The sequence below is a fragment of the Salinisphaera sp. S4-8 genome (genome assembly GCF_040361235.1).
Taxonomy (GTDB): Bacteria; Pseudomonadota; Gammaproteobacteria; order Nevskiales; family Salinisphaeraceae; genus Salinisphaera.
In genome coordinates, this window is the sequence record NZ_APNF01000011.1 from 70,891 (window position 1) to 91,679 (window position 20,789).

At 63.7% G+C, this 20,789-nt stretch carries 21 protein-coding genes; 12 read left to right on the forward strand and 9 right to left on the reverse strand.

What is annotated here, in order from left to right:
- The first annotated feature begins 76 nt into the window (after positions 1–76).
- Positions 77–871, forward strand: a complete 795-nt coding sequence (locus S4A8_RS15575; RefSeq protein ID WP_353220844.1) for a DUF1206 domain-containing protein — start codon at positions 77–79, stop codon at positions 869–871.
- Positions 872–888: 17 nt separating this feature from the next.
- Here the strand turns inward: S4A8_RS15575 and queA are convergent, their stop codons facing one another.
- Complete coding sequence (gene queA, locus S4A8_RS15580) at positions 889–1,917, reverse strand: tRNA preQ1(34) S-adenosylmethionine ribosyltransferase-isomerase QueA (protein WP_353220845.1); 1,029 nt, start codon at positions 1,915–1,917, stop codon at positions 889–891.
- Between the two features lie 140 nt (positions 1,918–2,057).
- Here queA and S4A8_RS15585 point away from each other — a divergent pair, with 140 nt between their 5' ends.
- The 3 genes from S4A8_RS15585 (at position 2,058) to mscL (ending at position 3,736) form a co-directional block, all read left to right on the forward strand.
- Positions 2,058–2,831 (forward strand): glutathione S-transferase N-terminal domain-containing protein, encoded by a 774-nt coding sequence (locus S4A8_RS15585; protein ID WP_353220846.1) that lies wholly within the window; start codon positions 2,058–2,060, stop codon positions 2,829–2,831.
- A complete protein-coding gene (locus tag S4A8_RS15590; protein ID WP_353220847.1) occupies positions 2,831–3,250 on the forward strand; it encodes a hypothetical protein in 420 nt (139 codons plus the stop codon). Before S4A8_RS15585 ends, S4A8_RS15590 begins: the two co-directional genes overlap by 1 nt.
- A 72-nt stretch (positions 3,251–3,322) precedes the next feature.
- On the forward strand, positions 3,323–3,736 hold the full coding sequence (mscL, locus tag S4A8_RS15595; RefSeq protein WP_353220848.1) for a large-conductance mechanosensitive channel protein MscL: 414 nt from the start codon (positions 3,323–3,325) through the stop codon (positions 3,734–3,736).
- Between the two features lie 12 nt (positions 3,737–3,748).
- On the opposite strand, the gene S4A8_RS15600 is transcribed toward mscL, so the two are convergent.
- Positions 3,749–4,195, reverse strand: coding sequence for an SRPBCC family protein (locus tag S4A8_RS15600; RefSeq protein ID WP_353220849.1), 447 nt, complete (start codon positions 4,193–4,195; stop codon positions 3,749–3,751).
- A gap of 135 nt (positions 4,196–4,330) precedes the next feature.
- Between S4A8_RS15600 and S4A8_RS15605 the strand changes: the two genes are divergently transcribed.
- Both S4A8_RS15605 and S4A8_RS15610 read left to right on the forward strand, forming a co-directional pair.
- The gene (locus S4A8_RS15605; protein ID WP_353179245.1) at positions 4,331–4,711 is read left to right on the forward strand and encodes a hypothetical protein; all 381 of its coding nucleotides are present in this window, start codon (positions 4,331–4,333) and stop codon (positions 4,709–4,711) included.
- A gap of 244 nt (positions 4,712–4,955) precedes the next feature.
- Positions 4,956–5,156, forward strand: a complete 201-nt coding sequence (locus S4A8_RS15610; protein ID WP_502950750.1) for a hypothetical protein — start codon at positions 4,956–4,958, stop codon at positions 5,154–5,156.
- Between the two features lie 471 nt (positions 5,157–5,627).
- Here the strand turns inward: S4A8_RS15610 and S4A8_RS15615 are convergent, their stop codons facing one another.
- Positions 5,628–6,749 carry an enoyl-CoA hydratase/isomerase family protein gene (locus tag S4A8_RS15615; RefSeq protein WP_353179243.1) on the reverse strand — a complete coding sequence of 374 codons (1,122 nt, stop codon included), beginning with the start codon at positions 6,747–6,749 and terminating at the stop codon, positions 5,628–5,630.
- 185 nt (positions 6,750–6,934) lie between these two features.
- Here S4A8_RS15615 and S4A8_RS15620 point away from each other — a divergent pair, with 185 nt between their 5' ends.
- Positions 6,935–7,189, forward strand: a complete 255-nt coding sequence (locus S4A8_RS15620) for an Lpp/OprI family alanine-zipper lipoprotein (protein ID WP_353179241.1) — start codon at positions 6,935–6,937, stop codon at positions 7,187–7,189.
- 105 nt (positions 7,190–7,294) lie between these two features.
- Here the strand turns inward: S4A8_RS15620 and S4A8_RS15625 are convergent, their stop codons facing one another.
- From S4A8_RS15625 to S4A8_RS15635, 3 genes are all read right to left on the reverse strand, one after another.
- Positions 7,295–8,254, reverse strand: coding sequence for a L,D-transpeptidase family protein (locus S4A8_RS15625; protein WP_353220850.1), 960 nt, complete (start codon positions 8,252–8,254; stop codon positions 7,295–7,297).
- Positions 8,255–8,353: 99 nt separating this feature from the next.
- Positions 8,354–8,998 (reverse strand): pyridoxamine 5'-phosphate oxidase, encoded by a 645-nt coding sequence (gene pdxH, locus S4A8_RS15630; RefSeq protein ID WP_353220851.1) that lies wholly within the window; start codon positions 8,996–8,998, stop codon positions 8,354–8,356.
- Positions 8,999–9,041: 43 nt separating this feature from the next.
- Positions 9,042–9,260 carry a dodecin gene (locus S4A8_RS15635; RefSeq protein ID WP_353179236.1) on the reverse strand — a complete coding sequence of 73 codons (219 nt, stop codon included), beginning with the start codon at positions 9,258–9,260 and terminating at the stop codon, positions 9,042–9,044.
- 131 nt (positions 9,261–9,391) lie between these two features.
- Here S4A8_RS15635 and S4A8_RS15640 point away from each other — a divergent pair, with 131 nt between their 5' ends.
- The 4 genes from S4A8_RS15640 (at position 9,392) to S4A8_RS15655 (ending at position 13,835) form a co-directional block, all read left to right on the forward strand.
- A complete protein-coding gene (locus S4A8_RS15640) occupies positions 9,392–10,378 on the forward strand; it encodes a YhdH/YhfP family quinone oxidoreductase (RefSeq protein WP_353220852.1) in 987 nt (328 codons plus the stop codon).
- Positions 10,379–10,430: 52 nt separating this feature from the next.
- Positions 10,431–11,564: a bifunctional 2-methylcitrate synthase/citrate synthase gene (gene prpC, locus S4A8_RS15645; protein ID WP_353220853.1), complete on the forward strand. Its 1,134-nt coding sequence runs from the start codon at positions 10,431–10,433 to the stop codon at positions 11,562–11,564.
- A 66-nt stretch (positions 11,565–11,630) separates the two neighbouring features.
- Complete coding sequence (locus S4A8_RS15650) at positions 11,631–12,026, forward strand: MAPEG family protein (RefSeq protein ID WP_353179231.1); 396 nt, start codon at positions 11,631–11,633, stop codon at positions 12,024–12,026.
- Between the two features lie 303 nt (positions 12,027–12,329).
- Positions 12,330–13,835: a WS/DGAT/MGAT family O-acyltransferase gene (locus tag S4A8_RS15655; protein ID WP_353179229.1), complete on the forward strand. Its 1,506-nt coding sequence runs from the start codon at positions 12,330–12,332 to the stop codon at positions 13,833–13,835.
- Between the two features lie 175 nt (positions 13,836–14,010).
- Here the strand turns inward: S4A8_RS15655 and S4A8_RS15660 are convergent, their stop codons facing one another.
- Together S4A8_RS15660 and S4A8_RS15665 are read right to left on the reverse strand one after the other, a co-directional pair.
- Complete coding sequence (locus S4A8_RS15660) at positions 14,011–14,745, reverse strand: response regulator transcription factor (RefSeq protein WP_353220854.1); 735 nt, start codon at positions 14,743–14,745, stop codon at positions 14,011–14,013.
- The gene (locus S4A8_RS15665) at positions 14,729–16,678 is read right to left on the reverse strand and encodes a sensor histidine kinase (protein ID WP_353220855.1); all 1,950 of its coding nucleotides are present in this window, start codon (positions 16,676–16,678) and stop codon (positions 14,729–14,731) included. The genes S4A8_RS15660 and S4A8_RS15665 overlap by 17 nt, the downstream gene beginning before the upstream one ends.
- A gap of 483 nt (positions 16,679–17,161) precedes the next feature.
- On the opposite strand from S4A8_RS15665, the gene S4A8_RS15670 reads away from it, so the two are divergent.
- Entirely contained in the window at positions 17,162–18,856 is a 1,695-nt protein-coding gene (locus S4A8_RS15670; RefSeq protein WP_353220856.1) for a glutamine--tRNA ligase/YqeY domain fusion protein, read from the forward strand.
- A 407-nt stretch (positions 18,857–19,263) separates the two neighbouring features.
- Here S4A8_RS15670 and S4A8_RS15675 read toward each other — a convergent pair whose 3' ends face one another.
- A complete protein-coding gene (locus S4A8_RS15675; protein ID WP_353220857.1) occupies positions 19,264–20,751 on the reverse strand; it encodes an acyl-CoA carboxylase subunit beta in 1,488 nt (495 codons plus the stop codon).
- Positions 20,752–20,789: the final 38 nt, after the last annotated feature.

The following is a 20,789-nucleotide window of genomic DNA, read 5'->3' on the forward strand; positions in this document are numbered from 1 at the left end:
GCTTGGCGCGAGTATACCCACGCTGTTGCAGGCATGTGACACGGCCACGATCATCCGGCCAAACAAGGGCGAACGAATGACTTACACACGTTCCGGCGTGCGCTGGATTGCACGGATCGGCTACGCCGCACGCGGGCTGGTTTATGTGACCGTTGGCGTGCTCGCCATCAATGCGGCGCTGGAGTTCGAACAGGCCCGCGATGTGCGCGGCGCGATGCAGGAAATCAGTACCCATTCCGGCGGTCAGATTGCTTTGATCGGCCTGGCGGTGGGGCTGGCCGCCTATAGCGTGTGGCGGCTGGTGCAAACCACCCTGGATGTCGACGAACACGGCTGGAAGCCAGGTGGTCTGGTCGTGCGTATCGGCCTGCTGGTGAGCGCGATCATGCATGCCTCGCTGGCCTTTGCCTGTGTCGAGATCGCCATGCGCCTGAGCGACAGCAACAGCAAGCCCGTGCAGAGCGCGGTGGCGCGCACCCTGGACTGGCCGTTCGGCCCGACGCTGGTGGTGATCGGCGGGGTGATTATTGCCGGCGCCGGCATCGCGCATATCCACAAGGGCTGGAGCGGCGGGTTCCGGCGCTGGTTCGATGCCCCGGCTGCGGCGATGCGTTGGATCGATCCGGTCAGCCGGGTGGGTCTGATCGCACGCGGGCTGCTGTTCGTGGGCATCGGCGCGTTCGTGATCAATGCCGCGCTCACCCTCGATGCCTCCGAAGCACGCGGTATCGAGGGGGTCATGCTCTGGGTGCAGGAACAAAGCTATGGCCGGCTGCTGCTCGGCGCGCTGGGCCTGGGCGTGCTCGCTTTCGGAGCCTATAGCCTGATCGAAGCCTGGGTACGCCGCGTGGGGCTCGGGCGCGCCGTCTAGGCCAGGGCCGTCGGTAGCTAGCCGATGAACATGGCATCGCCGTAGCTGAGAAACCGGTAGCCCGCGCGCTTGGCGTGTTCGTAGGCCGCGAATACGTTGTCGCGCTCGGCGAAGGCGCTCACCAGCATCAGCAGGCTCGATTGCGGCTCGTGAAAATTGGTGACCATGGCATCGACCACGTGAAAGGCGTCGCCGGGTTTGAGAAATAGGGCGGTTTCGCCCTCGAAGGGGGCGATACGCCCTTCGCTGCCCGGCTGGCGGGCCGCACTTTCCAGACTGCGCACCACGGTGGTGCCAACCGCGACCACGCGCGCTCCGCGCGCCTTCGCGGACGCGATCTGTTCGCATAGCGTGGCAGGCACGTGTACGCGTTCGGCATGCAGGCGCTGATCGGCCAGATCGCCCTCGCGCAGGCGCTGGTAGGTACCCGAGCCGACATGCAGCGTGGCATAGCCGAATTCCACCCCTTGGGCTTTCAGTGCGGCGAGCAGGGCGTCATCGAAATGCAGCCCGGCGGTCGGTGCGGCCACGGCGCCGTCGTGGCGTGCCCAGACGGTCTGGTAACGGCTGCGATCGGCCGGCGTGTCCTCGCGCCGGATATACGGCGGCAGCGGTACGTGGCCGTGGCGGTCGAGCATGTCGGCGATGGACGCGCCGCTCGTCTGAACGAGCGTATACAGCTCGCCTTCGCGCGCTTCGACCTGCAGCGTGGTCTCACCGATTTCGATTACGGTGCCCGCCCGCGGCGGTTTGTTGGCCCGGATCTTGGCCGAAATACGCCTGGAATCGAGAATACGCTCGAGCATCACCTCGACTGCGCCGCCGCTGGCCTTGTGGCCGAACAGGCGCGCGGCGAGCACGCGTGTATCGTTGAATACCAGCAGATCGCCCGGCGCGAGACGCGCGATCAGGTTGCGGATCCGGCCATCGACGAGCGCGCCCGTGTGCCGGTCGAGGGTGAGCAGCTTCGAGGCACTGCGCTCGGCCAGCGGCGTTTGGGCGATCGCCTCGGCCGGCAGGTGGTAGTCGAAGTCGTGCTTGTCCATCGTTTCGGCCCGATTCGTGCAAAGAGTGGCGCGGGCCGCGGATTCTGGCCAGATGCGCGCGCGCCGACAAGTCGCGGCGTTCAGCCTGGCGCACGAAAGCACGCGTAAACTACGTGTTTTCGATGCTAAGAGACGCCGGGATGCAGTTGATCAACGCACTCACGTCCACGCTCGCGAGCACGGCCCGCGGTTGGCGTGGCACCAAGGCGGCACGCACATCGCGTCAGCCGGAAACAATGCTCAAACTCTACGAATACGAAGGTTGCCCGTTCTGTCGGCTGGTGCGCGAAACGCTCACCGAGCTGGATCTGGATGCGGTGATCTATCCCTGTCCGCGCGGTGGCAGCCGTTGGCGGCCCGAAGCCGAACGCGTGGGCGGGCGCATGCAGTTCCCCTTGCTCGTCGACGACAACACCGGCGACGTGCTCTACGAATCGGCCGATATCATCGCCCATCTGCGCGCGCACTACGGCACGGGACATCGCCGTCAGGCCAGCGCGCCGGGTCGGCGCGCACAACTGGGCTCCAGCGCGGCCAGCGCACTGCGCGGCTTTGCCGGCACGCGTGCGCAAGGTGGCGGCGACGGCCCGGCGCAGCCGCTGGAACTCTACAGCTTCGAATCCAGCCCGTTTTCGCGCATCGTGCGCGAAACGCTGTGCGAACTGGAGTTGGCCTATGTATTGCGCAATATGGGCAAGGCGGTGAATGCCGATATGGGCCCGCCCTGGGTGCGCGAGAAGTTCTTTGCCGATACGCCGGTCGAAGGGCGCAATCGCAAGCAGATGATGGAACAGACCGGGCGCTTGCAGGTGCCGTACCTGATCGACCCCAATACCGATACGCGGATGTACGAATCGGACGACATCGTGCGCTACCTGCATACGACCTACGCCAGCCAAGCGAGGCAAAACTGATGCAAGCAAGATCATGGCGTTTCGGACTGGCTACGGCGGCGCTGCTGGCGCTGACGGCCTGTGCCAGCCAGAAACCGGTGCTTTATCCCAACGCCACCCTGCAGCAGCGCGGTGACGCGGCCGGTCAGCAGGCCATCGAGGCCTGCATGCGACGCGCCGATGCGGCCGGGCTGGATTATTCCCACGGCGATGTCGCCCGACGCACGGCCGAAAGCGGTGCGATCGGCGGTGCGGGCGGTGCTGTCGGCGGCGCGATCTATGGCAGCGCCACTCGGGGCGCGATCGCCGGGGCGGCCGGCGGTGCCACCGCCGGGCTGATTCGCGGCATGTTCGACCGTAATGATCCGGCGCCGGTCTATCGTGGCTATGTGAATCGCTGCCTGGCCGAACAGGGTTACGAGCCGATTGGCTGGGAATAACACTGCCGCAGCCGCCGCGCACGGACTATGATTCGCAGCGACGCATACGCGTTGCAAACATCGGGGCGAATCATGGGTTTGTTGACTGAGTTCAAGGCATTCGCCGTGCGCGGCAATGTCATCGATCTGGCCGTGGGGCTGGTGATCGGTTCGGCGTTCGGAAAGATCGTGTCGTCGCTGGTCGCCGACATCATCTCGCCGCCGCTGGGGCTGCTGATCGGCGGCGTGGATTTTTCCGGGTTGAGTGTGACCCTGCGCCAGGCCGTGGGCGAAACGCCGGCAGTGACCCTCAATTACGGCGCGTTCGTACAGACGGTGATCAGTTTCGTGATCGTGGCGTTTGCGATGTTCGTCGTGGTGCGGGCCATGAACTCGCTCAAGCGCAAGGAAGCCGAAGCGCCCAGCGCACCACCCGCCCCCTCGGTGCAGGAAACCCTGCTCACCGAAATTCGTGATGCCCTGCGCGAGCGCAATGCGCGGGAATAAAGCCCGGGCGGCTCAACGCAGCCGCCGTGCCCAGATCATCAGTGCCAGTCGATAGGCCACGACCATCTGTCGGGCCACGGCGAACTCCACGCCGCGGCCTACCAGCGGCGTGACCGCCTCCAGTGTCGAATGCCAGTGCACCCGCGTGCGCGGCGTGGCGCCCTCGAGCGCTTCGAAGGTCAGGCGCGCGCCGTGATGCACGATCGGCAATGGCGAGGCGATGATGCGATAGCCCAGTGCCACCCCCGGCTCGTATTCGGTAATACGCTCGACGATACGCGCCAGCCCCAGATCGATGACCCGTTCGGCGTTGACGCCGTCGCGGTGCTCATCGCCTTCGCGGCGCAGCCAGGCCCGGCGTACGCCGGGCAGGCTGGCATAGCCGGCGTGGTCGCTGATGACATCGAAAGCGGTCCCGGCATCGACGGCGAAGACCTGGGCGACATGAAGCTTCTGCATGAAAACTCGCGGGCTCGATTCTAAACGCGATCTTATCGTTTTTCGGCATGCGCGCGGGATGACGAGCGCATTGCCCCCTGTAAGCCGCGTTTTGTTCTAGACTTTTATCCACAAATACTTATTGGGGGAAACGTGATGGCCGTTCCGTATTTACCTGCGCTGGCACTGGTGGCTGCGGTTGCCTGCATCGGGCTGAGTGGCTGCGCCAGCGATCCCGAGCCGCCACCGCCGAATCCGCTGGACGAACCCGTCGATGCCTTCGAGGCCGTGGGCGAGCCACAGCGCCCGGGCGGGGCCAGCAATCGCGAAGACGATACGCTCTCCACCGATATCGAACGGCTGCAAAACGCGCGCAAGACCTACGAGCTGGAGCGCGAACGCCGGCGCGTCGAGGCCTCGCGTCGTCAGGCTGAATGTCGTGCGCGCGCTGACTCGCGCGAAGTGCCGATCCAGGATGGCAGTGGCGACCCGAATGCGACCTATTGCGAACCGGCGAGCGACGACGAACGCGATTAAGCCGGCACCCGCGCGACAATTGTTCGCGTCGAGCGCGTAGGCCCGTATCGGCGCGTGCCAGTTGCCGCCCGCCAGCCGAGCTGCTACGCACGATGGCCGCGGACGGCGCCGATTTCATGCGCATATTTCGTGCGCTGGGCCATGTTTAGGCCGCGCCCGACGCGAGCAATGCGCCGTTTGTCGACGAATTTGTCGATCGCGGCGTCGCGAGCGCCTGGGGCACACCGACGCCCACGCCGAGCGTATGCGCCTGACCAACCCCAAGTACGTGCGTAACTATCTGGCCCAGAACGCCACCGACCGCGCCGACGAAGCCGACTACAGCGAAATCGAGCGTCTGCACGCCATTCTGCGGCGTCCGTTCGAAGAGCCGCCCGAACATGAGGTCTACGCGAAGTTACCGCCCGACTGGGTTCGCGGACTGGTGTTCAGCTGTTCGTCCTGACACCGCAGGACCCGGCCAGTCGGTTACAGGGAAGGCATCTGTCGGCAGATCGGCGCAGATGGTCGCAGATCGGATAAGCGACGCCGACAAGGTGCTTGCCAGTCTTTCCCTGCCAGCCAACCGGGAGCGCTAACCCCGGCCGTGGCCGCAAACCCACGATGCTAGAGCTGCGTCAATCCTGCAGCTTAAAGAAGCGAACCGTTCGACCAAGCCTGATTCCGTGCGTGTCATAAAAGACACGCCGATAAGCCGGCTTCGGTGATTGATTCATCACAAGCGGCTAGCCTGACGCCGCGATGCTCACGGTGGCCAGCCGCTGCCCGAACGTCCAAGGCCTCGAACCAAGCCCTTTCTTAATCTGCGTCGATCTGCCTAAATCTGCGGTTAAAACCGAACCGTTCGAGCCACGAGCCGCGGCTACGCCACCCGCAAAGCCGCGTCCACTCTCGAGAACGATTCGATCGATTCGTCTCAGGGTTTGACGTCGGGCAGATCACGCAGCGGGTGGTCGCCGTCCCAGGGGGCGCGAAAATGCGCGTCGATATAGTCGGCCGGTACGGCGGCGACCGATTCGAAAATCCACTGTGGCTCGCGATCCTTGTCCACCAGCAGCGCGCGTACGCCTTCGGCGAAATCGGGATGGCGAGCACACTGCAGCGCCATCTTGAGTTCGCGCATCACGGCCTGCTTGAGCGATAGATAGCGCCCATCCCGCAGCTGACGATAGATCAGATGGGCAGTGACCGGGCAGCCGCCGTCGAGGTTGGTCGCGGCTTCGACCAGCCACGGGTCGTCGGCCTCGGCGAGTTTGCGGATGGCCGCGACGATGCCGGCCAGCGTGGCGGCATCGGTGGCCTCGCGAATGGTCATGGCGTGTTCGAGCAGCTTCGATTCGCCGAGTGCGGCCGGGTATTCGCGGGCATGCTGGCGCAAAACGCGGTCGACCGCGGCATGGGGCTGGTTCCAGTCGGTAATCCGGGTCAGCGCATCGAAGACCGTATCCTTGGCGTCGTGATCGATGGCGCGATCGGCCAGGCCGGCCAGCAGCGCGTCCTGGGCCTCGAGACTGGCGCCGGTCAGGGCCACGAACAGACCGAGCCGGCCGGGCAGGCGGTTGAAAAACCAGGTCGCACCGCAGTCGGGGAACAGGCCGATCTTGATTTCCGGCATCGACAGGGTCGATGTAGCGGTCACGATACGGTGCGAGGCCGCCGAAAACACGCCCATGCCGCCGCCCATGATCAGACCATTGCCCCAGGCGATACAGGGGGTGGCCAGCATGTGGATGGCGTGGCACAGCCGGTATTCGAGGGTGAAGAAACGGTCGGGATAATCCGGATCGCCCTGGCCGGTCATGCCCTTGTAGAGCGCGACGATATTGCCGCCCGCGCAGAAGGCCTTGTCGCCGTTGGCATCGATGAAGATCGCCGCGATCTCGGCATCGGTATCCCAGGCCGTGAGCTGCTTGTGTAGCGGCTCGAGCATGTCGAGCGTCAAGGCATTGAGTGCGCTGGTATTATTGAGCGTGACATGGCCGATGCGCTTGCCGTTGGTGCTCACGACTTCATCGAAGATAATGGCGGAGTCTGTCATGGGCGAGTTCGTTGCCGTGCAGGTCTGGCGCGCATGCTCGCGCGCAACGCCGCCATGCACAAGAAATTGTTTTTCCAGCTGTACAATGTAATCTACAAAAGTGTATGGCTGTGATAGCTTATACGCGCCTTGTCAGGCGGTTGGCCTGACGTTATATGCAAGAAATGAAAGACAGGAGTCTTACTATGACCAAGACGCTGCTGAAATCCGCGTTTGTTGTTGGCGTTGTCGCTGCTGCTGCCGGTTGCGCGAGCAACACCGACGGCATGCAGTCGCAGGTCGATCAGGCCATGCGCAAGGCCGAATCCGCCCAGTCGACTGCCAATGAAGCGCAGCGCACGGCCAACCGCGCCATGCAGACCGCGCAGGAAGCCAAGTCCGCCGCCCAGGCGAACTCGCAGCGCATCGAGCGTATGTTCGAGTCCTCGCAGCGCAAGTAAGTGCGCGAGCGCTGACGGCGTTCGCGCCGTCGCACGAAAAAACCCCGCCTTTGTGCGGGGTTTTTTTTTGGTCGCCGGCTGTGAGATCGGCCGGTAAGGCGTACGTCAGCGCCCGTCGATATTGATTCCGATCGGTTCGGGCATGCCGTCGGCCTTTTCGACCACGGCCTGGGCACGATCCCAGTCGATCGGCGCCTTGGGGTGATCGGCCGTCGCCGAGATCAGGCTTTCCACCCAGGGCGTGAACGAGCGCACCGGCGCGTCGCCGTTGGCATCCGGCGGGTGTGCTTCGATATACAACGTATTGCCTTCCCAGCCCATCTTGTAGGGCTCGCTGACGATGTTGACCGGCGTGCCGGTGGGCACCAGCGCGAACAGTGACGCGATATCTTCCGGGTAAAGCCGGATACAGCCGTGCGAGACCTTCAAGCCGATACCGGCCGGCTTGTTCGTGCCATGCAGCAGGTAGGACGGCAGGCCCAGATACAGCGCATGCTGGCCCAGCGGATTGTCCGGGCCGGCGGCCACCACGGCCGGTAACGGATCGCCGGCTTTTTCGTGTTCGGCACGGATCGAGGCCGGCGGCGTCCAGGTCGGGTCGGCTTTCTTGCGCACCACCGTGGTCTTGGCCAGCGGCGTCGACCAGCCCTCGCGGCCGATGCCCAGCGGATAGGTCACGACCTTGCCGGCATACTCGCTGCCCTCGGGCGGGAAGTAATACAGCCGCATTTCCGGAATGTTGATGACGATGCCCTTGCGCGCCACGTTGGGCAGCACGTAGCGGGTGGGAATCACCATCGGCGTGCCCTCGCCAGGCAGCCAGGGATCGACATCGGGATTGGACAGGCGCAGTTCGCGATAGCCGACGTTATAGCGCCGCGCGAGCTTGACGAAGGTGTCGTCGGCCGAGGTCTTGATGTGTTGCAACTTGCCGACGATGTCCGAGCCTTCGGGCGGCATGTTGTAGATCGCGGCCTGTGCCGCGCCCGTGCCCAGGGCGAGCGCCAGCATGGCGCTTGCGAAAGCGAGCAGTACGAAACGGGGCACGCGCATGCGCAAAGTCATAGCATCGGTTCCATAGGGCGAGCGGTATCGGCGACGGTTCAAGCACACAGACTGTACCCAATTCGCAGGGTGACGGTCGCGCACGCTCGCGGTGTCGTTTTAGGGGGCGAGCCGGTCGATATGCCAGTGCTCGGCACTGCGCTGATAACGCAGCCGGTCATGCAGGCGGCTGCGCCGGGCCTGCCAGAATTCGAACATATCCGGTACGAGCGCATAGCCACCCCAATGATCGGGGCGCGGGACGTCCAGCTCGGCAAACCGGGCTTCGACATCGACCACGCGTTGTTCGAGTTCGGCGCGGTCGGCAATCACACGGCTTTGCGGTGAAGCGTGCGCGCCCAGGCGGCTACCGCGCGAACGACGGGCGAAATAGGCATCCGATGCGCTGGCATCGAGCTTGTGCACCCGGCCTTCGATACGCACCTGGCGTTCCAGCGCTTCCCACCAGAACACCAGCGCTGCCTGCGGATTCGCGGCCAGCGCTTCGCCCTTGCGGCTGAGGTAGTTGGTATAGAAACGAAACCCATCGGCATCGAAGCCCTTGAGCAGCACGATGCGCGCCGAAGGCCGGCCGCTGGCATCGACCGTGGCCAGGGTCATGGCGGTGGGCTCGACCATGGCCGCCGTCTGCGCCAGGCGATACCAGTCGTCGAACAGGGCCAGCGGATCGACCGGCGCGTTCTCTTCGATGAGATCGCGCCGGTCGAGCTCGCCCTGCCACGGGCTTGGAGCGTCGTCAGTCATCGAGTCGGATCCTCTATTCACGCCCCAACTCCCGTAGCAGCGGTTAACCGGCCTTGTCTTCGAGGGTGAAGCCGACCTTCACCGACACCTGCCAGTGGGCGACTTCGTTGTTTTCGATATGTCCACGCACGCCGGTGACCTGGAACCAGCGCATGTTCGCGATCGACTTCGAGGCTTCGGCAATCGCCTTGCGCACGGCGTCTTCCTGGCTGGTTTCCGAGGAGCCGGTCAGTTCCACGGATTTGTATACGTTATCGCTCATGAATCGTTCTCGTTGGAAATTAAACCCCGGCAAGCCTACGCCCGAGTCCGCAAGGCCTCAAGCGACGGCGAACAGTCGTTCAATATGATACAAACGGCGGCCTGAGTTCTTAGTCACGAACAGGCCAAAAAATGAAAGCACTGCGCATCGTCGATACCGACAACGGCACAAGCGCCGATATCACCGACATGGAGCTCAACGAGCTCAGCGACGGTAATGTCGTCATCAAGTCGCACTACTCCTCGCTCAACTTCAAGGATGCGCTCGCGATCACCGGCAAGGGCAAGATCGCGCGCAAACGCCCGCTCAATGCGGGCATCGATGTCGCCGGCGTGGTCGAATCCAGCGACGACGATCGCTTCTCGCCCGGCGACGAAGTGGTGGTCACCGGGTGGTTCATGAGCGAAACCCGCGACGGCGGCCTGGCCGAATATGTGCGTATTCCCGCCGAGTGCGTGGTCAAAAAGCCCGACGGGCTGACGCTGTGGCAGACCATGGCGCTGGGCACGGCCGGTTTCACCGCCGGCATGGCGGTCAAGCGCATGACCGACAACTTCCAGAAACCCGAGGATGGCCCGGTACTGGTGACCGGCGCGACCGGCGGTGTGGGCATGTTCGCGATCGATATCCTGGCCCAGGCCGGCTATGAAGTCGTGGCCGTATCGCGCAAGGCCGACGCCGAAGGCGACTTCCTCAAGAAGCTCGGCGCGACTGACGTGATCACCCCGGACGCGCTCGATCTCGACGGCAAGCCGCTGGGCAAGCCGGTGTATGCCGGCGCAATCGACGCCGTCGGCGGCGATCTGCTGGCCAATATGGTGGCCCAGGTTCAGCCCTACGGAAATGTGGCCGCGATCGGTCTGGCCGGCGGGCCCAAGCTGTCGACCACGGTGATGCCGTTCATCCTGCGCGGCGTATCGCTGCTGGGCATTCATTCGGTGGAATGCCCCAATACCTGGCGTGAAGAAATCTGGGGCATGCTCTCGGGCAACCAGAAGCCGGCACATCTGGACACGATCGCGACACAAACCGTAGGCTTGGCCGACGTTCACGGCGTGTGCGACACCATCATGGCGGGTGAAAACACCGGCCGTACGGTCGTCGATATCCAGGCATGACAACGGCGCAAGCCACACGTCGATTCAAGAACAATCCCAGGAGTTTCGGGCAATGAGCAAGACTGAAAATACGGCCGGCCTGGCCGGTGTCACCGCCGGCAAGACGGCGATCTGTACGGTCGGCAAGAAGGGCGTCGGCCTGACCTATCGCGGCTATCTGATCGAGGATCTGGCCGCCAAGGCCGAATTCGAGGAAGTCGCCTATCTCATGCTCTACGGCGAGCTGCCCACGCAAAGCCAGCTCGACGACTACAAAAAGCGGCTGGCCGGCATGCGCGGCCTGCCCGATGGCGTGAAGACCGCGCTTGAGGTGTTGCCGCGCGACACCCATCCCATGGACGTCATGCGCACGGGTGCGTCGGTGCTGGGCACCATCGAACAGGAAAACGATGCCGAAAAGCAGCAGAACGACGTGGCCGATCGGCTGCTGGCGAGCTTTCCGTCGATGCTGATGTACTGGTATCACTTCGTGGAATCGGGCAAGCGTATCGATGTGGATACCGACGACGACAAGATCGGCGGCCACTTTTTGCATCTGCTGCACGGGGAAAAACCCAGCGAAGACGCCATCAAGTGCATGTCGACGTCGCTGATCCTCTATGCCGAGCACGAGTTCAACGCCTCGACCTTCACCGCCCGCGTGATCACCGCGACGTTGTCGGACTTCTACTCGGCGGTCACCGGCGCGATCGGCGCGCTGCGCGGGCCGCTGCATGGCGGCGCCAACGAAAAGGCCATGGAGCTGATCCAGACCTTCAAGGACCCGGACGACGCCGAAGCCGGCCTCAAGAAGATGCTGGAGAACAAGGAAAAGATCATGGGCTTCGGCCATCGTGTCTATAAAAAGGCCGATCCGCGCAACGGCATCATCAAGGAATGGTCGAAGAAGCTCGCCGGCGATGACCCCTACAAGCAGAACCTGTACGCGATCTCCGAGCGTCTGGAACAGGTCATGCACGACGAGAAGGGCATGTTCCCGAACGCCGATTTCTATCATGCGACGGCGTATCACTTCCTGGGCATTCCCACCCAGCTGTTCACGCCGATCTTCGTGATCTCGCGGCTGACCGGCTGGGGTGCGCATATCTTCGAACAGCGTGCCGACAACCGCCTGATCCGCCCGAATGCGGAATATGTCGGCCCGGAAGTGCGTGATTTCCGGCCCATCGACCAGCGGGGCGCCTAGACGCATGCACGGCATGCGCCGGTAAGCTGGTGCAGCATCGATCGACAATAACGAAAGGAGATGACGATGGTTCTGGCTTACTGGTGCGTGCTCGTTGCCGCGCTCATGCCGTTCGGCTTCGTGCTTTACGCCAAGCTGGCCGGCCGCAACAAGATGGGGCTGGAGGAGAATCGCTACCCGCGGCAATGGCTGGAGCAGCTCAGCGACGGCGCACAGAAACGCGCCTACTGGGCGCAGCTGAATTCTTTCGAAGCGTTTCCGCCGTTTGCTGCGGCGGTGATCATCGCCGTGATCTCCGGCGGCTCGATTGGCGCGATCAACTTCTTCGCGGTGTTGTTCATCGTGCTGAGGCTGGTCTACGGCTGGTGCTATATCAGCGACCGGGCCACGTTGCGCAGCATGGTGTGGTTTGGCGGTCTGGCCTGTGTGCTGGCGCTGTTCATCGTTGCTGCCATCGGCTGATCACCTGGCGATGACCCGCGTGCCGCATACCGCGGCAACCTTTTGCGAACGTGACGGGCGCGCGATGCTGCGATGGCGTCGCGCGCCTTTTCGCGTATGCAATCATCCGGATGCGAAAGCCCTGAAAAGAGCGCACAGTAGGGCCGGGCGCCGAATGTCCGGCGGCCAGGCGTAACGATGCAGTGCCGATAATAAAAATATCTATTTTCACATTCCGCGACGGCGTAGACTTGAGTCGCGGCCGGCAAGGCATCCCGCAGTGATATAGATGCCCGGCATTGCGTGCGAAAAGGAGACACGTTGATGGAGACAAAACGCCTGAACCTGGTCGATATGGCCTGGCTCAATGTGGAAACGGAAAACGCGCCCATGCAGGTCGGCGGCCTGCTGACCTTCCAGATCCCCGAGGGGGCACCCAAGGATCTGCCGCGGCGTATCGTCGAGCACTATCACCAGTTCTCGAAGGCCTATTCGCCCTGGAATCATCGGTTGCGCTCCGGTGCGCTGCGTACGGTCGCCCCCGAATGGGAGCTGCTCGACGAAATCGATGTCGAATACCATTTTCGCCACTCGGCGTTGCCCGCGCCCGGCGGCGAACGCGAGCTCGGTGAGCTGGCATCGCGTCTGCATAGCCACCCGCTGGATTTCAAGCGTCCGCCGTGGGAAGCGCATCTCATCGAAGGCCTCGAGGGCAATCGCTTTGCCGTCTATATCAAGCTGCATCATTCGCTGATCGACGGCGTGGCCGGCATGCGCCAGTTGGCCAAGGCGCTGACCGACGATCCGAACGACACCGAACGCCCCCCGTTCTGGGCGCTGCCGCCGAAAAAACGCCGCAAGCGTTCGCCCGGCGAAACGCGGCCGGGCCTGTACCGCGCGGTTGCGGAATTGATGGGCGGCGCGGCCGAGCAGGTCGGCTCGTTGCCGGGTTTTGCGCGCGTGGTGCGCAGCATGCTCAAAAGTGCGCGCTCGGAAACCGGCACCGCGGGACTGCCGTTTTCCTCGGCCTCGTCGATTCTGAATACGCGGATTCAATCCCAGCGTCGTTATGCCACCCAGCTGTATTCGCTGACCGAGTTCCGCAGTCTGGCCGAGAATGCCGGGGTGACGGTCAATGACATCGTGCTCACGATTTGCGGCGGCGCACTGCGCCGTTATCTGCGCGAGATCGGCGAACTGCCGGACAAGCCGCTGACCGCGGGTATCCCGGTATCGATACGCCCGGCCGACGATCAGGAGGCCGGTAATGCGCTGACCTTCATCGTGGCCAATCTGGGCACCGATATCGAATCCACTGCCCAGCGTCTGGAAGCGGTCGCGCGCTCGACCCGGCGGGCCAAGACCGAACTCGGCAAGCTCTCGGCGGCCGCCATCACCCAGTACACGATCGCGCTCATGGCGCCCTATGTACTGTCGCTGGTCACCGGCATGGGCGGGCGTACGCGGCCGGTGTTCAATGTCACGGTATCGAATCTGCCGGGGCCGGAAGGCCCGCTGTATATCCACGGCGCGGAAATGGAAGCCTTCTATCCCACCTCGCTGGTCACCCACGGGCAAGCGCTCAATATCACTGTCCATGGCTATGCCGATACGCTGGGTTTCGGCTTCATCGGTTGTCGCGAGACGCTACCTTCGATGCAGCGGCTGGCCGTCTATGCCGGCGAAACGCTCGATGAGCTGCGCGACACCTATGGCAACCGCGATACCGGGGCGAAAGACAAGCCCAAGGACGAGGCCAAGGCGCCGGCGAAGAAAAAAAGCACCGCCCAGCGGCGCAAATCGCCCGCGAAACGCCAGACCAGCCAATAACGCATCGTCTCGATGTCGATAGGCCGGTGCGCCACGCGCACCGGCTTCAGGCTATTAGTCGTCCGGCACCAAAACAGCGCCCCCGGGTCAGCTGTTTTCAACGCGGCTCACGGCGGCGGCGCGCAAGCGGTTGCCTACGCGGGTGCACCCCGAAAAATCGTCTATCCGGGCCGGGTTAATTCGGGGGTTCGTAAAACGTCGCCGACGCCGCGAAAACCAGCCCCTGGCCGAATATCGATCGAATCGGCAGTTGCATGCCCTGTTCGCGGGCTTTTTGGCGCAGCCGGCTGAGAATGACGTCGATCCGGTGAACATCCTCATCGGGTGCATGGGCGAACAACAGATCGTGTAGCGCCTGTTTGGTTACCACCTGTTGTGGCCCGCCGAGGAGAATACGCAGCAGCTCCAGCTCCTTGGGCGACAGGTCGAGCGAGCGCCCGGCCGGCGAGCGCAGCTGCGATTCGACCGCCGCCAGCGTCCAGCCTGCATCCAGGGAATGCGCCAGCCCGGGCGTGTCGTGTTCGGCGCTGCTCAGGGCCAGGCGCTTGGCCAGTTCGTCGATGCGTGTACTGAGCTGGGCGAAATTCACCGGCTTGACCAGGAAAAAGTCGGCGCCCAGATTGAGTGCGCGCAGCCGGTCGCGCTCGGCGCCGTGCGCGGTGACCACAATCAGACCGTAACCGCCGAGTTCGTAGAGATATTCCACAATGCCGAAGCCGTTCTCGCCCGGCAGGCCGAGATCGATGAGCACGATATCGACCGGCGAGCGGTGCAGCTGTTTCCAGAACGCTTCCGCGCTGTGTGCGCCCCAGACACTGAAGCCGCGATGGCGCAGGAAATACAGCAGCTCCTCGCGCAGGTCTTCGTTGTCCTCGACGATTGCCAGACGGGTTTCAGCCGAGGGCGTCATGGGCACGACTCGAATCGACAATGGGCAGGGTGAACACGAACAGGCAGCCTTGCGGTGTGTTTCTCTCCAGTGCCAGCTCGCCGCCATGCGCGCGTGCGATCTGGCGACTGACGTGCAGGCCGAGGCCGAAGCCACGCACCGTATGTTCGGGCTGCGGCATGCGACTGAAGCGCTCGAATAGCGTGGCCACGGCCTGTGCGGCAATGCCGTGCCCCGCGTCCGCGATGGCGATCCGCCAGTGTCCGTTCGCCCGCGACACGTCGCCTTGAATTCGCCCACCCGCGGTATATTTCACGGCGTTGTCGACGACATTGGAAATCGCGATACGCAGCAGCGCATCGTCCACGAAGGCGCGGTCGTTGACCGGCGCGTCGTCGTCGATATCGATGCCGGCAAAGCTCAGGCGCCAGCTATGCCGGTCGCTGACGTCCACCAGCGAGGCCGCCGAGGTCATCAGGGCGGTCAGCGACACGTCGCGCCGGTCGACCAAGAGCCGGTCGGCGGCCAGACGCGCATCGGCCAGACAGGTGTCGGTGAGTTGGACCAGCCGATCGGTTGCCCGTGCAATGCGCTCATGGCGTTTGCGCAACGCCGCGCGATCGTCGGTTTGTGCGTTCAGATTGGCCAGACACGCCGAAATCACCGCCATCGGGGTTCGAAACTCGTGGGCGACCATGCCCAGGAACTGGCGCTGACGAAAACGGGCTTCGCGCTCGATACGCAGATCCGCTTCCAGGCGCTGGCTGGCTAGCGCCTGCTGGCGTTGTTTACGAACCTGAATCAAGGCCACCACCATCACCAACAGCATGTTCGCCATGAGCACGTACTGCCATACGGTATACAGGGTCAGCCGGTAAGGCACGATTTCGCGCAGTGAGAGCATGCCCAGAAACGACACGGCGAGCATGGCGAAGGGGCCGAGGCTGAGCAGCACGGTCGACAGATCGGGCCGTTCGTTGCGCAGAATGTGTATCGCCGCCCAGAACAAGGCCAACGAGGTCGCAGCGAACACCACGGTCTGGATACGAATCGCGTTCGGATAGAAATCCGTGCCAATGGAAAAGATCAGCAACAACGCGAACAAGCCGCAGGTGATGCCGAACAGGCGATAGAGCCGTGGCCGGCGGTGCCGGATATCGAGCGCCTCGACCGGCGCCCAGAGCAGGCACGGGTAGAGCAACAAGGTGAGCGCCGCGGTGAGCATGTCCTGCAGCCAGCGTCCTGCTTGCGGCACGAGCCAGGCGGCATAGCCTTCCAGGCAGGCCAGCAGCAGATACGGCCCGGCCAGTGCGGCGACCGACCAGAATAGCCGGCTTTTGAAGACCAGCCCCAAGGTCACGGCCGCCAGCGTCGAGAAGAATGCCAGGCCGAAATAGAAGGCTTGCCAGGCGCTCGAGCGTGCGGCATCGCTGACAAAGGCCGCGGGCTGCCAGAGCGTCGGGCGCAGCAGCAACGGACCGCGATTGGCCACCCGAAAAATGATCTCGTAACCGGATGCGTCAGCCGGCAAGGCCGGAATCACGAACACGGGAAACCGATAGTCCAGGTCGGATCGTGGCATGCGGGCGTTGTCGCCGGTGGTGCGATGTTGCCAGGGGCCGTCACTGCCCAGCGGGCGATAAAATAACTGAACGTCGTCGACGAAGCTGGGTTTGATTTCCATCCATAGCGCCGATCCGTGGAATGCGCTGCGCGGCAGCACCGACCGTAGCCAGTAGGCAGCCGTGGTGTAATCGCGGGCGAATACCTGTCGTTGCGGCACGCTGGCGGGTGCCAGTAAACGCTGACGTGCGCTATCGAGGTTGTAACTGCCTTGCGGGTCCTGCACCACGGTATAGGCGATATCCGGGCCGATCTGCAGCGGCGTCGCGAGCGCGGCCAGCGAAAGCGACCACAACCATAACGTTGCCAAGACCCAGGCCGCTTTGTTCACGCGTCGCCCCCGTCAGCTGTGCCGGTTCGGCGCAGCGGCGGCCGGCCCGGCAAATGAATAGACGATCAGCGCACGGCGCGGCCTGCTCGGCCATGTTGGCGGTCGCGGTTCGCAACGTATGGTCGCGGACCGCCACCCAGGCGCCCGCCCGGCTGTTCGACTACAGTCGCGATCATAGCGGCTGCTTGTGCCCATGTGCGCTGTTGGCCTCGGAGCAACGAACCGTCTGCCGATTGGCCCTGGCCGCTCCCGTTATCGATGCCCAACCGGCGCTGCCGCCGGGGCCAAGCGCCATTGCGCAAAGCGTATGTGCCATGCCGCCCTCAGCCGGGCTCACGCCGGATCGACGGTCTCGGGCGGTTTCGCCCCATTGCCGGGCGCCCGGGTGTGGTCACGGCGCGAAATCGTTGCCGGGTTCAAGCTTTATCGATTGTTCCGGGTCGCTATACTAGGGGCGCTTTTTCACCACCAGCGCCGATACCGATGCCCAAAGAAGTCGATTCTTCCAACGCCGGGGGCAACAATTTCGTCCGCAACATGATTGCCGAGCAGATCGAGCGCGGTGACCACGTCGGCGAGGTGGTGACCCGTTTCCCGCCCGAGCCGAACGGTTTTCTGCATATCGGCCATGCGAAATCCATTTGTCTGAACTTCGGCCTGGCCGAGTACTTCGGCGGGCGCTGCCGGCTGCGTTTCGACGACACCAACCCGGAAAAAGAAGAGCAGGCCTATATCGATTCCATTCAGGAAGACGTGCACTGGCTCGGCTTCGAATGGGACGGGCATGTTCGTTTTACCTCGGACTATTTCGATACGCTCTACGAATACGCCCTGCATCTGATCGAAAACGGCGATGCCTATGTCGACGAGCTGACGTCCGAGCAGGCACGCGAATACCGCGGCGACTGGAATACGCCGGGCACGAATAGCCCCTATCGCGATCGCACGCCGGAAGAAAACCTCGCCGCGTTCGAAAAGATGCGCGCGCGCGAATTCGGCGAAGGCCAGGCCTCGCTGCGCGCCAAGATCGACATGGCCGCCGGCAACATGAACATGCGCGATCCGGTGATCTATCGCATCCGGCATGCTGCGCATCATCAAACCGGCGACAAGTGGTGTATCTACCCGTCCTACGATTTCGCCCACGGCCAGTCGGACGCGATCGAGGGCGTGACCCATTCCATCTGCACGCTGGAATTCGCCGATCATCGCCCGCTCTACGACTGGTTCATCGAACACTTGCCGGTGCCGGCCCGTCCGGTTCAGACCGAGTTCGGCCGCCTGAATCTGAATTACACGGTCACCAGCAAGCGCAAGCTCAAACGGCTGATCGACGAGAACGTCGTCGACGGCTGGGACGATCCGCGCATGCCCACGATCGCCGGTATTCGCCGACGCGGGTATACACCGGCGGCGATCCGAAACTTCTGTGAAACGATTGGCGTAGCGCGTACCGATGGCGTGGTCGATGCCGCGATGCTCGAACATGCCATCCGCGACGACTTGAACAACAACGCGCCGCGCGCGATGTGCGTGCTCGACCCGCTCAAGCTCGTAATCACCAATTACCCTGAAGACGGCGTCGAACAGCTGGTCGCCGCCGGCCATCCGAATCGCGACGATCTGGGCGAGCGCAGCCTGCCGTTCACCCGTGAAATCCTGATCGAGAAAGAGGATTTCCGCGAAGAGGCGAACAAGAAATACAAGCGTCTGGTGCTCGGCAAGCGTGTGCGCCTGCGCAACGCCTATGTCATCGAGGCCACCGACGTAATCAAGAACGATGCCGGCGAGATCGTGGAGGTTCACTGCACCTACGACCCGGACACCCTCGGCGACAACCCCGCCGACGGCATCAAGCCCAAGGGCGTGATCCACTGGGTTTCGGCCAGCCACGGCAAGAAAGCCACGGTGCGCCAGTACGACCGGCTATTTGCTGCCGAACATCCCGGCCGCGGCGATCGCGACATGCTCGACGACCTCAACCCGGATTCGCTCACCGTGTACGAAAACTGCACGATCGAGCCGGATCTGGCCATGGTCGAGCCGGAGTACCGGGTTCAGTTCGAGCGTATCGGCTATTTCGTCGCCGATCGCTTCGATCACGCGCCGGGGCAGCCGGTGTTCAACCGGGTCGTGCCGCTACGCGATACCTGGGCCAAGATCGAAGCGGGCGGCTGACTGGGTTCGATCTCTCGAGCAGGCCGCAAATGAACGTGAAGACACGCGAATAAGGTGAAAGACGGATCGCGCGAGGCCGGGTGGTCCGATATTCACACCGCGTGCTGAGCTTTGTCAGAAGGGTTATCCGCAGGTTACAGCGCGACTCAGCGTGTCGGCGGCACAGGGGATTCGAGAGCCACTGTCCGCAGATCGACGCAGATCAACACAGATCTAGATCGAGTGCCTGGCGGCGCCGGGTTTGCGCGGCGCCGCCGTCTTGAGCGAGCGCCGAGGACGCGCCCCGCTTTTCATCTGCGTGGATCGGCGTCGATCTGCGGACACTTCTTCATAAAACCCAGCCCGGTGGCGCCAACTAAACGGATGCCTTATTTGCGTTTATTGGCGTTCATTCGCGGACTAGAAAGCTAGCTGCCAAGCGCCCCCGCAAGCCAGCGGCGGGATTCGGCCGGATCGATCACGTCGTCGATTTCGAAATAGCTGGCCACGTTTTCGGCCTTGCCCTGTTCGTAGAGCCCGTCCACGAGCTGTTGATAACGCGCTGCGCGTTCGGTCTCGTCTTCGATCGCGGCCAGTTCGCGCCGAAAGCCCAGCGTCACCGCGCCTTCCACGCCCATCGGCCCGAATTCGCCGTTGGGCCAGGCCACGGTGAAATCGGGCCGTTTGAGGTGTCCGCCGAGCATGGCCTGGGCGCCCAGCCCGTAGGCCTTGCGCAGCACGATGGCGTACCAGGGCACGTTGACCTTCGCGCCCGCGATGAACAGCTGCGCGGCATGGGCGACCGTGCCGGTCTTTTCGGCCTCGGGGCCGACCATGATGCCGGGCGTGTCGCACAGTGTAAGCAGCGCGATGCCGTGGGTATCGCACAGGCGCATGAATGCGGCGGCCTTGCGTGCCGCCGCGCTGTCGATCGCGCCCGCCAGGCTGCGCGGGTTGTTGGCGATCACGTCCAAGGGTCGGCCCGCGATACGAATGAAGGCCGTCACCAGGTTGGGCGCATGGGTCGCGCCCAGTTCGGTCATCGAGTCGCTATCCGCCAGCGCGGCGATGATACGGCGTACGTCGTAAGTCATACGCCGATTGGCCGGCATGAGATCGCCGATGTTCGTTGTCTGCGGGGCACGAAAGTCGGCGATCGGGCCCTGAAAATACGATAGACACTGTTTGGCCGTGGCCACCGCCTCGGCTTCGTCCGTCACGACGATATCGACCACGCCGATCGCGGCCTGTTCGTCGGCCGGACCGATGTCCTCGGGGCCGAATTCGCCCAGACCACCGCCGGCGATCATGGCCGGCCCGGCCATGCCCAGATTGGCATCGCGGGTAGCGATGGTGATATCGCAGCAGCCGAAAAAGGCCGCGTTGCCGGCAAAACAGCGCCCGGCGTTGATGCCGATGAGCGGCACTTCGCCGCTCAGGCGGGCAAAGGTGTAGAAGCTGGTGACTTCCAGGCCGGAATTGACCACCAGGGCGGCGTCCGTGTCGCCCGGGCGGCCGCCACCGCCTTCGGTGAAGAACACCACCGGCAGTTTTTCGCGCCGGGCGATCTCGACCAGACGATCGGTCTTGCGATGGTTCTGGTAGCCCTGTGTGCCGGCGAGCACGGTGTAGTCGTAGCTCATGACCACACAGCGGCTGTGCGCCTTGTCGAAACAATCGCCGTTGATGCGCCCGACGCCGCCGACCAGGCCGTCCGCGGGCGTGTCGCGTTCGAGTTCGTCGAGCGCGCGTCGGCTGCGCTGCGCGGCGATCGCGAGCGCGCCGTATTCCAGAAAGCTGTCGGCATCGCACAGATCGGCGATGTTTTCGCGGGCGGTGCGTTTGCCCAGCGCGTGGCGTTTGGCCACGGCCTCGGGGCGGGCGCTATCGCGCGTACGGGCATGCGGGTCGGTCATAGGCGGGCGGGGCGAAGGGGCGTATTCGGGTGCGGGCG

Bases quoted from the DNA above. Each gene is read 5' to 3' on its own strand.
- S4A8_RS15575 (WP_353220844.1), top strand. From the start codon at position 77: ATGACTTACACACGTTCCGGCGTGCGCTGGATTGCACGGATCGGCTAC.
- queA (WP_353220845.1), bottom strand. From the start codon at position 1,917: ATGGACAAGCACGACTTCGACTACCACCTGCCGGCCGAGGCGATCGCC.
- S4A8_RS15585 (WP_353220846.1), top strand. From the start codon at position 2,058: ATGCAGTTGATCAACGCACTCACGTCCACGCTCGCGAGCACGGCCCGC.
- S4A8_RS15590 (WP_353220847.1), top strand. From the start codon at position 2,831: ATGCAAGCAAGATCATGGCGTTTCGGACTGGCTACGGCGGCGCTGCTG.
- mscL (WP_353220848.1), top strand. From the start codon at position 3,323: ATGGGTTTGTTGACTGAGTTCAAGGCATTCGCCGTGCGCGGCAATGTC.
- S4A8_RS15600 (WP_353220849.1), bottom strand. From the start codon at position 4,195: ATGCAGAAGCTTCATGTCGCCCAGGTCTTCGCCGTCGATGCCGGGACC.
- S4A8_RS15605 (WP_353179245.1), top strand. From the start codon at position 4,331: ATGGCCGTTCCGTATTTACCTGCGCTGGCACTGGTGGCTGCGGTTGCC.
- S4A8_RS15610 (WP_502950750.1), top strand. From the start codon at position 4,956: ATGCGCCTGACCAACCCCAAGTACGTGCGTAACTATCTGGCCCAGAAC.
- S4A8_RS15615 (WP_353179243.1), bottom strand. From the start codon at position 6,749: ATGACAGACTCCGCCATTATCTTCGATGAAGTCGTGAGCACCAACGGC.
- S4A8_RS15620 (WP_353179241.1), top strand. From the start codon at position 6,935: ATGACCAAGACGCTGCTGAAATCCGCGTTTGTTGTTGGCGTTGTCGCT.
- S4A8_RS15625 (WP_353220850.1), bottom strand. From the start codon at position 8,254: ATGACTTTGCGCATGCGCGTGCCCCGTTTCGTACTGCTCGCTTTCGCA.
- pdxH (WP_353220851.1), bottom strand. From the start codon at position 8,998: ATGACTGACGACGCTCCAAGCCCGTGGCAGGGCGAGCTCGACCGGCGC.
- S4A8_RS15635 (WP_353179236.1), bottom strand. From the start codon at position 9,260: ATGAGCGATAACGTATACAAATCCGTGGAACTGACCGGCTCCTCGGAA.
- S4A8_RS15640 (WP_353220852.1), top strand. From the start codon at position 9,392: ATGAAAGCACTGCGCATCGTCGATACCGACAACGGCACAAGCGCCGAT.
- prpC (WP_353220853.1), top strand. From the start codon at position 10,431: ATGAGCAAGACTGAAAATACGGCCGGCCTGGCCGGTGTCACCGCCGGC.
- S4A8_RS15650 (WP_353179231.1), top strand. From the start codon at position 11,631: ATGGTTCTGGCTTACTGGTGCGTGCTCGTTGCCGCGCTCATGCCGTTC.
- S4A8_RS15655 (WP_353179229.1), top strand. From the start codon at position 12,330: ATGGAGACAAAACGCCTGAACCTGGTCGATATGGCCTGGCTCAATGTG.
- S4A8_RS15660 (WP_353220854.1), bottom strand. From the start codon at position 14,745: ATGACGCCCTCGGCTGAAACCCGTCTGGCAATCGTCGAGGACAACGAA.
- S4A8_RS15670 (WP_353220856.1), top strand. From the start codon at position 17,162: ATGCCCAAAGAAGTCGATTCTTCCAACGCCGGGGGCAACAATTTCGTC.
- S4A8_RS15675 (WP_353220857.1), bottom strand. From the start codon at position 20,751: ATGACCGACCCGCATGCCCGTACGCGCGATAGCGCCCGCCCCGAGGCC.